The organism is Mesorhizobium caraganae (assembly GCF_016836705.1).
Taxonomy (GTDB): domain Bacteria; phylum Pseudomonadota; class Alphaproteobacteria; order Rhizobiales; family Rhizobiaceae; genus Mesorhizobium; species Mesorhizobium caraganae.
This window is the reverse complement of sequence record NZ_JAFCGY010000005.1, coordinates 81,424-94,064: the sequence shown is the minus strand read 5'-3', so window position 1 is coordinate 94,064 and position 12,641 is coordinate 81,424. Positions and strand designations below refer to the sequence as shown.

The following is a 12,641-nucleotide window of genomic DNA, read 5'->3' as shown; positions in this document are numbered from 1 at the left end:
CGCCCGCTAGGCAGCATTGGCCATGTGGTTAAGGAGGAAGGCGAGCCGGTCGCGGTCCGATGTCATGCCCTTGTAGTCGAGTTGAGCCTCATCCAAGGCCAGCAATTGCGCCGCGAAAGATGCGGCAAGTGTTGCCCGGTCGGGATGCCGCGCCAGCACCTTCAGCGGGTCGAGATGGATGCGGATGGTGAACAGGATGTCGCGCGACATGGGCAGTTTGCGCAGCGTCTGGCGCTCGACGCGGATGAAGGCGTGGGCGTTGACGTCGCCATCTGGAAACCGCGACGGGCGGTTGGTGGCACGGTCGATGCGCTCGACATTGGAGAGCGGGTGATAGAGCGCGTCGTCGGCCTGGATCGACCAGTTGAAGCGCTCGACGGCCTGACCCTGCAGACCGTCGAACATGCGGTTGATTAGCTCGGCCGGCCTGGTGCCTGGGCCGAAGCCCGGCACCGGTGCGTGGATCTGCTGAAGCGGCAGCCCGAATTTTTCGAGCAGTGACCAGGACGATGGGAAGCACAGTGACCCGGCGGCGAGCCGCCAGCCGCTGTCATCGCGGCGCATCAGGATCAGGTCTTCCTGGACGAGCAGCGAGGCTGCGACCAGCGGGGCGTCGCTGAAGATATCGGCTCTGTTGCCTTCGGCGCCGATGATCTCGATGCCGGCACCGGTTTGTCGGTACGTTTCAGGAAATGTCGACAGCAAATGCGCTTCGATGAGGTCGCGCACTTCGCGCTGGGCGTCGCGCGTGCCGTTCTCCTCGACGAACACCTTGCCGGGAATTTCGGCATAGAGCCGGCGCTTCTCTGCGAGATGGTCGATGAGGTGCCCGTCGACCTCGATCCATTTGTCGAGCTCAAGCGGCTTCAGCCCGATGGTGAAGAGCTTTGAGGAGCCATCATAGGGCGTGTGAGTGGGCTGACGAGAATTCATGCTTTGCTAAAAAGTGTCCAATATCGCCGGTCATTCTCGCAGCCGCTTCGTATCAGGCCAATGTTGCCGGGATCAAGCCGCGCAGCGAATTGCCGACGAAGATCGCCTTCGCCGACTTTAACTCATCATAGCTGTAGATCGCTTCCTGGACGCGGCCTTCATCCAGAAGCTCGGCGCGCAATACGCCAGGCAGCAGGCCGCAATCGAGCCGGGGCGTCATCAGCACGCCGTCACCGAAATCGGCGAAGACATTGGTGATCGTGCCTTCGCATATTTCGCCGCGCTCATTGGCGAGCAACACCTCGTCGGCCTGGGTGACAAGATATTCAGACCGAGCATGGGTGTAGAGCTGACGTCGGCTGGTCTTGTGGCGCAGCAGCGTGTCTGTGGAGGAGAGCCGCACCCGCGCCAGTTGCAGCCGCCAGACCTTGTCGGCCGCGAGCGGCTCGTAAGGCTGAGCTGCAGCCGTAACCTCGCCATTGCGCCGCAGGACGAGACGGGTGCGCAGCGCCGTCTGCTGCGCCCCGACAGTGTTCGCCAATACCTCGCCGACCCGCTGCGGATCGCAGGCAAAGCCCAGTTCTTCCGCCGAGCCGTAGAGGCGCGCGAGGTGGCGCTCGAAACGCAGGAAGCCCTGGCTAGGCTCCCAGCGCATGGTCTCGATCAGGTCGAAGTCGGCGGTGTTCCCGTCGCGAAGCGCGCCTTCAGCAGACACTCCTGATACTCCTCCTCGGCCGTCGAATCGAAGACGACACCGCCGCCGACATTGTAGACGGCCTCGCCGCTGGAAAAGAGCGAGATGGTGCGGATCGCCACCGAAAAGCGCATCGTGCCGCCGGGCGCGATCCAGCCGATGGCGCCACAATAGACGTCACGAGGCGTGGCTTCCAGATCGTGCAGGATTTCCATGGCGCGGATTTTTGGCGCGCCGGTGATCGAGCCGCAGGGAAACAGAGCGGCGAAGATCTGGCGGATGCCTAGATCGGGCAACAGCTTCGCCCGCACACGGCTCACCATCTGGTGGACGGTCGGGTAGCTCTCGATGCGAAACAGTTCCGGCACCTCCAGCGTGCCGACTTCGCTGATCAGCGAGATGTCGTTGCGCAGGAGATCGACGATCATCCGGTTTTCGGCCTGGTTCTTTTCGTCATTGCGCAGGAACGCCTTCAGCCGCGCGTCCTCGGCCTTGGTTGCGCCGCGTGGTGCGGTGCCCTTCATCGGATGGGTTTCGATCAAGCCTTCGGTGTCGATCTCGAAGAACAGTTCGGGCGAGCGCGACAGTACGATTGGATCGCCGAGCGAAATCAGCGCGCCATACTTTACCGGCTGGCGTCCGGTCAGCGCGTCGAAGGCGGCGAGCGGATCGCCGGACCACTGCGCATGGACTGGAAAGGTCAGATTGCCCTGGTAGCAATCGCCTTTGCGGATGTGCTCGTGAAGGCGCGCGAAACGGTCAGCGTATTGCTCCTGCGACCATGACGCTCTTGCATCGAAGATCGGACCATTGGTCGCCGCGCCGCTCTGCGGCACGGCCTGCTCCAGCGGAGCATCGAAGACGCCGAGGCAGATCAACGGCGCGCGCCGGCCCCCGGGCAGCAGCGGCACCAGCTTCGGCTCGAGCAAATAACCCGCTTCATAGGAGAAATAGCCGGCCAGCCATTTGCCAGCGTCAGATGCCGCCTGCGCGGCCGCCAGAGCCGGCAGAAAATCCTTGGCCTCATAGGCGACGATGATGTCGGCCGGGCGGTCGAAGACCAACTGGCGGCCGCTTTCATCGTTGCGGAAAATGGCAGAGGGCAGGGGCATGGGGCTCGGATGCTGCGATCGATGACGCCAGAACCGCTCTATATGGGGGGCGGGCGGCGTGCAATCGAGGGAGCGGCGTCGCAGGGCGCAAAGACGGTGGCACTTGCGAAAACAAAGGCGGCGCCCGAAGGCGCCGCTTTGTCGGGCTTATTGCCGATGATCAGATCAGGTGTTGTTGGCGGTCCCGGCGGTCGGGAACTGGCGCGCGAATTCTTTCTCGTCGCCGGCGGCAAGCAGCTTGGCCTGTTCGATCCACTTTTCGCGCGCGATGCGGCCGTCGAAATTCAGCGTGTCCTCGATGCGCTTGACGTCGGCCGCCGTCCAGGCGGCGATCTGGGCGTAGGTCGTGACGCCAAGGCCCTTGAGCAGTTTGTCGTTGACCGGTCCGATGCCGATCAGGCGGCGCAGATTGTCGGCCTTCGCAGCTGTCGCTGCAGCCTTCTTCGGGGCTGCAGCCGGCTTTGAAGCGGCGGGCTTCGGAGCGGCGCTCGCCTTGGCAGCCGCAGGTCTGCTGGCAGCCGGTTTGGCGGCGGATTTGGCCGCAACTGGCTTGGCGGCGGCAGGCTTTGCCGCGGCGGGTTTCGCGGGCGCGGCCGGCTTCGCGGCCGGAGCTGACTTGGCCGTTGCGGGTGTCGAGACCAATGCGGCTGGCGCCGAGCTGGAAGGTTTGGCCGATGGAGTAGACGTTTCACGCAGCCGGCGTTCGAGATCGGCGCGGGTCTTGCCGCAGGCGTCGAGTTCGCCGGTCAGACGATCGGAATCGGCGCGCAGCCTATCGCGCTCGCTGCGGGTGCGGTTGAGGTCGCCGCGCAGGCTGTCAAGCTCACCGCGCAGCCGGCCCCAGATAAACCAGCCAACCAACACACCTACGAGGAACGCCAGGACAATGTAGAAGAAGGTCATCGTCTCTCTCCAGTCGGATCCGTCCGCCGCCGTCTCAAGTCATGACCTTGGCAGATCGGATCATCCATTGGTGGTTCGGCGGTTCAGGGAACAGCCGGTCTGTCGTCGATTGCCGGCTTTCGGCTTTCCCGCCCATTGCCAACCGTCGCTGTCGCATTCGCCGGACCGCTGCCATGGGCCGGGATGCTGTCCGGCTTAAGCCGCGTGCCCGGCTGAGCTTCAGTCGGAAAGGCTATCATACGGATTCTGGAAAGCTAACGGAAAATTTGGCCCGAGAGTTCTTCAAGAACAGATATTTAGAACAAGAACAGAGCTGCCGTCACATGCATTCCGGCTAAACTGTTCTGCGATTTCGCAAAGTCGAGACCGGCGCCGCCGAACCTGTTGCTCTGCGCTACCGGTTCAACGGCTCCGTAGCATCAACTGTCGAGCGCTTCCAACTCGTCGATCAGGCCGCCGATCACGCCAAGGCCGATCTGCCAGAAGGCGGGGTCGGTGGCGTCGAGGCCGAAGGGAGCGAGGAGTTCGGAATGATGCTTGGTGCCACCGGCACGCAGCATCTCGAAATACTTGTCCTGGAAGCCGTGCTCGGCATTCTGGTAGACCGCGTAGAGCGAGTTCACCAGGCAGTCGCCGAAGGCATAGGCGTAGACGTAGAAGGGCGAATGGACGAAGTGCGGGATGTAGGTCCAGAAGACCTCATAGCCCTCGCGCAGCTTGATCGCCGGCCCCAGGCTCTCGGCCTGTACCTCGAGCCAGAACTGGCCAAGCTTATCGGAAGTCAGTTCGCCGTTCTTGCGCTCGGCATGCACCTTGCGCTCGAACTCATAGAAGGCGATCTGGCGCACGACCGTGTTGATCATGTCCTCGACCTTCTGGGCGAGCATGGCCTTGCGTTCGCGCTTGTCGGTGGTCTGATCGAGCAGCGAACGGAAGGTCAGCATCTCGCCGAAGACGGATGCCGTTTCGGCCAAAGTCAGCGGCGTCGAGGCCATCAGCGCACCCTGGCCGCCGGCCAGCACCTGGTGCACGCCGTGGCCCAGCTCATGCGCCAGCGTCATCACATCGCGCGGCTTGCCCATGTAGTTGAGCAGCACGTAAGGGTGCGCCGAAGGCACGGTCGGATGGGCAAAGGCGCCGGGCGACTTGCCGGGCCGCACCGGCGCGTCGATCCAGTTGCGGTCGAAGAAGATGCGGGCGATCTCCGCCATGTCGGGGGAAAAGCGCTGATAGGCCGACAGCACCGTGTTCCTGGCATCGTCCCAGCGGATCACCGCTTGCGGGGTTTCGGGCAAGGGGGCGTTGCGGTCCCAGTGGTTCATCACCTCCATGCCGAGCCAGCGCGCCTTCATGGCGTAGTAGCGGTGCGACAGGCGCGGATAGGCCTCGCGCACGGCGGAGGCCAGTGCATCGACTACGCTGCGCTCGACCCGGTTGGCGAGATGGCGTGAATCGGCGATGTCCTCGAAGCCGCGCCAGCGGTCGGAAATCTCCTTGTCCTTGGCCAGCGTGTTGGTGATGAGCGTGAAGGTGCGCAGGCTCTTGCGGAAGGTGGCGGCCAGCGCCTCGGCGGCGCGGCGGCGGACTTCGCCATCGGCGTCCTGCAGGCGGTTCAGCGCCGGCTCCAGCGTCAACTCCTCGTCGTCTATGTCGAAGCGCAGATCGGTCATCGTCTCGTCGAACAGGCGGTTCCAGGCGCCGCGCCCGGTGATCGACTTTTCATGGAAAAGCTGCTCGACCCGGTCCTCGAGCTGGTATGGCTTGTCCATTCTGAGATCGAGCACCCAGGGCCGGTAGTGAGCAAAGCCGGCATCGGCGGCAAGGGCGGCTTCCAGCGCCTTGTCGTCGATCAGGTTCAGCTCCAGCGCAAAAAACAAAAGATGCGCGCTGGCGTCGGTCATCTTCTCCTGGATGTCGCCATAGAGCTTGGCGCGCTGCGGATCGGCGGTGTTGCCGGCATAGATCAGGCCGGCATAGGAGACGATGCGGCCGATCAGCTCCTCCAGCGCCTCATAGGCGCTCAGCGCCTCGCCGAGCTTGCCGGCGCTGCCGCGCTCGGCCTCCGCGGTCAGCGTGCCCTTCCAGCGGTTCTCGAAGGCGACGGCATCGGCCGCCGCCTTGGCGATGTCGCGCTTCAGCTCGGGCGCTTCCATGCCGGAATAGAGATCGGCGAGATTCCATTCCGGCAGGTCGCCGAGCTCCGCCGCGCCCTGACCGGACGCTGCCGCCGCAAGCTGCCGACCGAGAATCCTGCGCATCAACAATTACCTTCTGGAATCAAGGGGAAAGGGCAAGCCGGTCAAATCCTAAGGAATTCATTCACCGGGTTTTTTGAAACCTTGTTTAGAACCCTGTGCCAGGATGATCCATGGGGATTTCCCAGGCAGGCAACTCAAATCAGTCATGACAGGTTCCATTCTCATAGTCGATGACGATCCCGTGCAGCGCAGGCTGCTCGAGGCGGCGGTGACGAAATTCGGCCACAGTGCCATCGTCGCCGATGGCGGCGAGGCCGGCCTCGAAGCTCTCGACGGACCCAGCGCGCGCGATGTGTCGGCGGTCATCCTTGACCTTGTCATGCCCGGCCTCGACGGCATCGGCGTGCTGAAGGCGATGCGCGAACGCGGCATCACCGTTCCCGTCATCGTGCAGACCGCGCAGGGCGGCATCGAGACCGTGGTTTCGGCGATGCGCCACGGCGCTTTCGATTTTGTCGTCAAGCCGGCATCCCCCGACCGGCTGCAGACCGCGATCGGCAACGCGCTCAAGGTCGAGGCGGTCGAGGATGAGGTCAAGCGCACATCGCGGCGGCGTGGCGGCCACCTGACCTTCAAGGACATGATCACGCACAGCCCGGCGATGGACCGGGTGATCCGCCTCGGCCAGAAGGCGGCTGCCTCCAACATCCCGATCCTGATCGAGGGCGAATCGGGCGTCGGCAAGGAACTTGTGGCGCGCGCCATCCAGGGCACCGGTGATCGTCGTTCAAAACCGTTCGTCACCGTCAATTGCGGCGCCATCCCCGACAATCTGGTCGAATCGATCCTGTTCGGCCACGAGAAGGGCTCGTTCACCGGGGCCACCGACAAACACACCGGCAAGTTCGTCGAGGCGCATTCAGGCACGTTGTTCCTGGACGAAATCGGCGACCTGCCGCTCGACGTGCAGGTCAAGCTGTTGCGCGCGGTGCAGGATGGCGAGGTCGATCCGGTCGGCGGTCGCGCCACGGTCAGGGTCGACATCAGGTTGATCTCGGCCACGCACCGCAACCTTTTGCAGCAGGTCAAGGACGGCAAGTTCCGCGAGGATTTGTTCTATCGGCTGAACGTCTACCCGATCTTCGTGCCGCCGCTGCGCGACCGGCGCGACGACATCCCCTATCTGGTCAAGCATTTCATGGACAAGGTGGCGCCGGCGGGCCATCGCCTGCACGGCATTTCGGAAGCCGCATTGGCCATGCTGCAGGCCTATGACTGGCCGGGAAACATCAGGCAGCTGGAAAACGCCGTGTTCCGGGCCTCGGTGCTTGCCGAGGGCGACGTGCTGACAGCAGACGAATTCCCGCAGATCCGGGCACAAGTCGAGGGCACCGTCAATCTCGATACCGACGCGTCCCTGTTGGACCCCGTCATGATCTGGAGCAGCGAATCGCAAGGCGATAGCGCCCAGACTGATGGCGTCGGTCCCGTCGCGGCGGAGATCGAACCTCCGGCCAGGCTGCTTCAGCGTTTCGGCACGCTGAGGGCGTTGGACGAGCGCGGCAATGTGCGCGCGCTGGCCGATGTCGAGCTCGAAATGATCAAGCTCGCCATCGACCACTATAACGGCCAGATGAGCGAAGTCGCCCGCCGACTCGGCATCGGCCGCTCGACGCTCTACCGCAAGCTTAAAGAATACGGCATCGACCCGGAAACCGGCCGCCTCGACCGTCTTGCCTCCTAAAGCGCGTCGCGCTTGAACGGAATCAGGCGACGCGCTTCAGGTCTTTGCATTATGCATTTCGTTGTCTCAAAACCGGGACCACTTTTGAGCGACATGCATTGGAAACCCGAATTCCACAGCTTGTTGGCGCAAGGCCGGGACCAGCTTGCGAGGCGATATCTAGCGCTGCATAAGGGGTTGCGGCGGGAATATGGCAATGCGGAACGGCGCTGTTCACGCATTAAGGCTAACAGTAACAGATCGTGTAGCGGGAAAAGGCTGAATCTTGATCTAAACCAGCAGTTTACCAAGAAATCCTGTGTATTATTTTTGACGGGATATCGCCACCGTGTTACCGCATTTCGGCTTCAATAAGCGATGATTAACCATTAGGATCGATATTCGGATGTGAGAACCACGCATCCGTTTGGGCAAATCCGGGGACAAACGGCAGCCTGCAAGGCCTTTTGATTTGAACAAAGTCGAACGACACAGCAACGGGCGGCACTATCACATTGGCGTCTGGCCGAGATGGCTGGCAGCGGTGATTGTTGCGTTTGGTTTCCTTGCCGCAACTGCTGCCGGCGCAAGCGCCGAAACGCGCTCGCTGAAACTCTATCACCTCCACACGCACGAAAAGGCCGAGATCGTCTACAAGCGCAATGGCCGCTACGATCCGGAAGGTCTCAGGAAGATCAACATCATTCTGCGCGACTGGCGTCGCAACGAACCGACCAAGATGGACCCGCGCCTGCTCGACTTGGTGTGGGAAGCCTATCGGCAGGCCGGCGCCACAGACTACATCCAGGTCGTCTGCGGCTATCGCTCGCCGGCGACCAACTCGATGCTGCGCAGCCGCAGCCGCGGTGTCGCCAAGGAAAGCCAGCACATGCTGGGCAAGGCGATGGACTTCTACATTCCGGGTGTGCCGCTCAAGAAGCTGCGCAACATCGGCCTCAAGATGCAGGGCGGCGGCGTCGGGTATTATCCGTCGTCCGGCTCGCCCTTCGTCCATATGGACGTCGGCAATGTGCGCCATTGGCCCGGCATCAGCCGCCAGGAACTGGTCAGCCTGTTCCCCAATGGCAAGACGCTGCATGTGCCGAGCGACGGCAAGCCGCTGCCGGGCTATGACCAGGCGCTCGCCGCCTACAAGGCGCGCAAGGGCGCCGGTTCTCCGGCCATCATGATGGCCAGCGCTGGCGGCAGCACCAAGAAATCCGGTGGCTTCCTTTCCGCTTTCTTTGGCGGTGGCGGCGAAGACGAAGCCGACGACAGCGCCGATGTCGCGACCGCCGCGCCGTCGCCGAGAAGCGTGAAGCCGGTCCTGGCTGCCAGGAGCAACAACAACAGCAACCTGCCCGGCATCGCGATCGTGTCGCCGCAGAATGCGAAGCGCGCCAATATTCCGCAGCTTGCCGACGACAGCGCGGACGATTCCGAGCCGCAGCAGGATACACCAGAGACGATCATCGCGGCGCTGCCGGCCAAGGAAGTGCCGCTGCCGGATTTCGCGCCGCGGCCGAAAGCCGATATCGGCGCGCAGCAGCCTGAGACGGTGCCGTTCGGCATGGCCGACGCCACCACCGAACAGACAGTGGCGACAGCGCAGGCGCCTGCCAATGTGCCGTTCGGCATGGCCGATCCGGCTAATGCTGACCATGGGGCCGATCAAGCTGCCGCTCCGGCGCAGGTTGCCGTCAACGTCCCGTTGCCGACCTGGCGTCCCGACCGCTCTTCGCCGCCGGCTGAGCTTTCGCCGCAGGACAAGGGCGTGCTGCTGGCGCTGGCCGATACAGCCGCGCACAAGCAGACCGCAACGGATGCCTTCTCGGTGCTGCCGTCGCAGCGACCGGACGAGGTCAAGGCCGTTCTCGAACAGGCCAGTGCCGCCGATGCCGCCAGTGCTACCGACGACTATCAGGTTGCCTCGCTTGAGCCGCGCTCGGCGTTCAACGATCCGTCAGGCGTCGATGCCGCAACGCCGCGCGGCGCGATTGCTGCCCGTCCGGCCGGTACCGATCCGGCCTCCGTGATCGGCGCCGGCGTGAAGACCACGCACAAGGAAGCCAGGGCCTCGGCCCGCGACCTGAAGCCCGGCCGGAAGGCCGTCGTGGTGGCGGCCGAACCGCAGGCGGCGCGCTGGGCACTGAGCAGCGGCGACAACATTGCCACCGTTTCCAGCCCGACGACTGCGCCGCGCTATGCCTACAACATCGTGCATACGCCGCCGAGCGAGGTCTACACCGCAGGCTTCCAGGCGGACAACCAGATGGCCGATGCCAACCGCTTCACCGGCAATGCCGTGAAATTCCTTTCGGTCGCCCGCTTCCAGACAAAGTAGGGCCTCGAACGGATAGACATCGAAGCCGCGCTGGGAAGCCCGCGCGTTTTTGTTTTTGGCGAATCTCTAGCACTGGCTTCCAGCGTCCCGGAATGCTAACCAGCAAGCTGCATTCCCGCTTCGTCTAATGGTAGGACAGCGCCCTTTGAAGGCGTGAATCGTGGTTCGAGCCCATGAGCGGGAACCAACTCTCTCGATCTACGATCACAGGCAGCCATGCCAGGTCAGCCCGGCCGATCACGCTCGGCTGAACTTCTCGTGAGGCCGGAACGACTGACCTTTTTGCGGGTTAGGCTGGGTTCGTTCCAACCTGGGGATATCAATGAAAAGCATTCTTTTGGCGTCGGCCATCGCATTGGCAACGGCTTCGGCGGCAATCGCTCCGACACAGGCCGCAACCATTGTCATCAAGACCCAAGATCATATGCATATGCACAAGAAGCACTGCCGGACCAAGTGGGTCACGACCTGGCGGCATCACCACAAGATCGTCAAGAAGGTTACGGTCTGCAACTGACCGTATTTTTGCAAGCAGCAAACCCGGTCGGCGCAAGCCGGCCGGGTTTTTCGTGACTGGCGTTACTTCTTGAGCTTGCTTGCTTCTCGGGCGAGCGCCTCGATCTCGTCCCACTTGCCAGCCTTGACCAACTCGTCCGGCGCCACCCAGGAACCACCGACGCAGATGACATTGGGCAGGCTGAGATAGTCGGCGGCGTTCTTGGCCGAGATGCCGCCGGTCGGGCAGAACTTCACATCGGCCAGTGGCGAGGCGAAAGCCTTCAGCGAGGCGATGCCGCCGGACTGTTCGGCCGGGAAGAATTTCAGGAAGCGCAGGCCGGCCTCGCGGGCGGCCATGATCTCGCCGGGCGTGATGGCGCCAGGCAGCAGGGGAACGTCGCTGTCCTTGGCTGCCGCGAGCAGTTCGCGCGTGATGCCGGGGCTGACGATGAATTTCGAGCCGGCGGCTGCTGCCTCGTCGAACTGCCTGGCATCGAGAATGGTGCCGGAGCCGACGATGGCGCCCTCGACCTCTCCGGCAACGCGGCGGATCGCTTCCAGGGCGTCGGCGGTTCTCAGCGTGATCTCGATTGCCGGCAGGCCGCCGGCGGCGAGCGCCCGGGCGAGCGGCACGGCGTCTGCGACATTGGCGATCTTCAGGACCGGGATGACCGGCTGGCCGTTGAGCAGCGACAGGAGCTTTTCGGTCTTGCTGGGCATTGGCTTATCTCTCCTGGGGTTGATTTCAACCGATTAGCAGAAGGCAGATTCCGAGTCCACGAAACCCGGCCTGCCGCGATGTCACATCTGTCGGCGCCGGGCTGAAGGAAGGACGGCTTCTTCAGCACTGCCTTGAATCCGCTTTGACCACGGTTTAGTGGCTTGGCGATGACACTGTCCAACCATGAACCTGTGCGCGTCGCCGCGCTCTATAAATTTGCGGCGCTGGGCGACTTCGACGCGCTGCGGGAATTGCGCACGCCGCTCGCCGCCTTCTGCTGCGGCCGCGGCATCAAGGGCACGCTGCTCCTGGCGCAGGAAGGCATCAACGGCACGGTTGCCGGGAGCGAGACCGATATCGCCGATCTGATCGATTATCTTGAGGCTATCGAAGGCCTTGCCGATCTCGAGGTTAAATACAGCAGCGCCGCCGAAATGCCGTTCCATCGCATGAAGGTGCGGCTGAAGCGCGAGATCGTCACCATGGGCGTCGAGGATCTCGACCCGGTGACGGGTGCGGGCACCTATGTCGCGCCGGCCGACTGGAACGCGCTGATTTCGGACCCCGGCACCATCGTCATCGACACCCGCAACGCTTACGAAGTGTCGATCGGCACTTTCGAGGGTGCCATTGATCCGCGCACGTCGAGCTTTCGCGAATTCCCGGCCTGGGTCGAAAAGCATCGCGACGATCTCGATGGCCGCAAGGTCGCGATGTTCTGCACCGGCGGCATACGCTGCGAGAAGGCGACGGCCTATGTGAAGTCGCTCGGCCTTAGGGATGTGTTCCATCTCAAGGGCGGCATCCTGAGATATCTCGAAGAGGTGCCGGCCGAAGAGAGCCTGTGGCAAGGCGAGTGCTTCGTCTTCGACGAGCGAGTCTCGGTGTCGCATGGGCTGACCGAGGGCGAGGCAGAACTCTGCCGCGCCTGCCGGCATCCGCTGACGCCGGAGGATCGGCTGTCGCCGCACTATACCACCGGCGTGTCATGCCCGCATTGCTATGATGCCCGCTCGGACGAGGACCGCGTCCGCTACGCCGAGCGCCAGCGCCAGGTCGAACTGGCGCAGGCGCAGGGCAGGGAACATATCGGCAGCTAGCGTCGGGGCAACGGCCTGGCTGCATCACCACGCGACGGAATAGCGGTCGATCACCCACAGCCATGTGCCATCGGCCTGCCGGCGCGCGACCTCCGAAGTCACCGTGCCGTCGGGAAGCCGGGTCGAGGTCAGCGCAAGGTCGCCGTTGATCGCCGCCGGGCGCTGTTCGCCGCGCTGGAATTTTCGCCCGCTCGCGGTAAACGCGGCAAACAGCGCCCGGATCGCCTCGCGGCCACAGACTAGTTCTGCCTCGCCGCTGTCGATGACGGCGTCGGGTTCGAACAGCGCCACCATGCCGTCAATGTCTCCTACCCTTTGCCGGTCGATCAGCAGGCGCTCCAGATCCTGCGGGTCACGGGCCGGTTCATGGCCAGGCTGATCGGTCACGGCAGAGCTCCTCCCTCGGTAATTCGGC

General features: G+C 63.4%; 11 protein-coding genes and 1 tRNA gene. 5 read left to right on the top strand and 7 right to left on the bottom strand.

Features of this window, described 5'->3' with window-relative positions; all coding sequences use genetic code 11:
- Nucleotides 1-6 precede the first annotated feature (6 nt).
- From JQK88_RS13730 to JQK88_RS13710, 5 genes are all read right to left on the bottom strand, one after another.
- Nucleotides 7-933: a heme-dependent oxidative N-demethylase family protein gene (locus JQK88_RS13730; RefSeq protein ID WP_203278576.1), complete on the bottom strand. Its 927-nt coding sequence runs from the start codon at nt 931-933 to the stop codon at nt 7-9.
- 52 nt (nt 934-985) lie between these two features.
- The gene (locus tag JQK88_RS13725; RefSeq protein WP_203278575.1) at nt 986-1,648 is read right to left on the bottom strand and encodes an aminotransferase class IV family protein; all 663 of its coding nucleotides are present in this window, start codon (nt 1,646-1,648) and stop codon (nt 986-988) included.
- Nucleotides 1,597-2,739, bottom strand: a complete 1,143-nt coding sequence (locus tag JQK88_RS13720) for an aminodeoxychorismate synthase component I (RefSeq protein WP_203278574.1) — start codon at nt 2,737-2,739, stop codon at nt 1,597-1,599. The genes JQK88_RS13725 and JQK88_RS13720 overlap by 52 nt, the downstream gene beginning before the upstream one ends.
- 165 nt (nt 2,740-2,904) lie before the next feature.
- Nucleotides 2,905-3,642 (bottom strand): helix-hairpin-helix domain-containing protein, encoded by a 738-nt coding sequence (locus tag JQK88_RS13715; protein WP_192254519.1) that lies wholly within the window; start codon nt 3,640-3,642, stop codon nt 2,905-2,907.
- Between the two features lie 419 nt (nt 3,643-4,061).
- Nucleotides 4,062-5,900, bottom strand: a complete 1,839-nt coding sequence (locus tag JQK88_RS13710; protein ID WP_203278573.1) for a M3 family oligoendopeptidase — start codon at nt 5,898-5,900, stop codon at nt 4,062-4,064.
- A 145-nt stretch (nt 5,901-6,045) separates the two neighbouring features.
- On the opposite strand from JQK88_RS13710, the gene JQK88_RS13705 reads away from it, so the two are divergent.
- From JQK88_RS13705 to JQK88_RS13690, 4 genes are all read left to right on the top strand, one after another.
- The gene (locus JQK88_RS13705) at nt 6,046-7,584 is read left to right on the top strand and encodes a sigma-54-dependent transcriptional regulator (protein WP_203278572.1); all 1,539 of its coding nucleotides are present in this window, start codon (nt 6,046-6,048) and stop codon (nt 7,582-7,584) included.
- Between the two features lie 493 nt (nt 7,585-8,077).
- A complete protein-coding gene (mepK, locus tag JQK88_RS13700) occupies nt 8,078-9,907 on the top strand; it encodes a peptidoglycan L,D-endopeptidase MepK (RefSeq protein WP_203278652.1) in 1,830 nt (609 codons plus the stop codon).
- A gap of 113 nt (nt 9,908-10,020) precedes the next feature.
- Nucleotides 10,021-10,094, top strand: a tRNA-Gln gene (locus JQK88_RS13695).
- Nucleotides 10,095-10,229: 135 nt separating this feature from the next.
- Entirely contained in the window at nt 10,230-10,424 is a 195-nt protein-coding gene (locus JQK88_RS13690) for a hypothetical protein (RefSeq protein ID WP_203278571.1), read from the top strand.
- Between the two features lie 62 nt (nt 10,425-10,486).
- On the opposite strand, the gene JQK88_RS13685 is transcribed toward JQK88_RS13690, so the two are convergent.
- Nucleotides 10,487-11,125, bottom strand: coding sequence for a 2-dehydro-3-deoxy-phosphogluconate aldolase (locus tag JQK88_RS13685; RefSeq protein ID WP_203278570.1), 639 nt, complete (start codon nt 11,123-11,125; stop codon nt 10,487-10,489).
- A gap of 168 nt (nt 11,126-11,293) precedes the next feature.
- Between JQK88_RS13685 and trhO the strand changes: the two genes are divergently transcribed.
- Nucleotides 11,294-12,226: an oxygen-dependent tRNA uridine(34) hydroxylase TrhO gene (gene trhO / locus JQK88_RS13680; RefSeq protein ID WP_203278569.1), complete on the top strand. Its 933-nt coding sequence runs from the start codon at nt 11,294-11,296 to the stop codon at nt 12,224-12,226.
- A 24-nt stretch (nt 12,227-12,250) separates the two neighbouring features.
- On the opposite strand, the gene JQK88_RS13675 is transcribed toward trhO, so the two are convergent.
- Nucleotides 12,251-12,613 carry a YybH family protein gene (locus JQK88_RS13675; protein WP_203278568.1) on the bottom strand — a complete coding sequence of 121 codons (363 nt, stop codon included), beginning with the start codon at nt 12,611-12,613 and terminating at the stop codon, nt 12,251-12,253.
- Nucleotides 12,614-12,641: the final 28 nt, after the last annotated feature.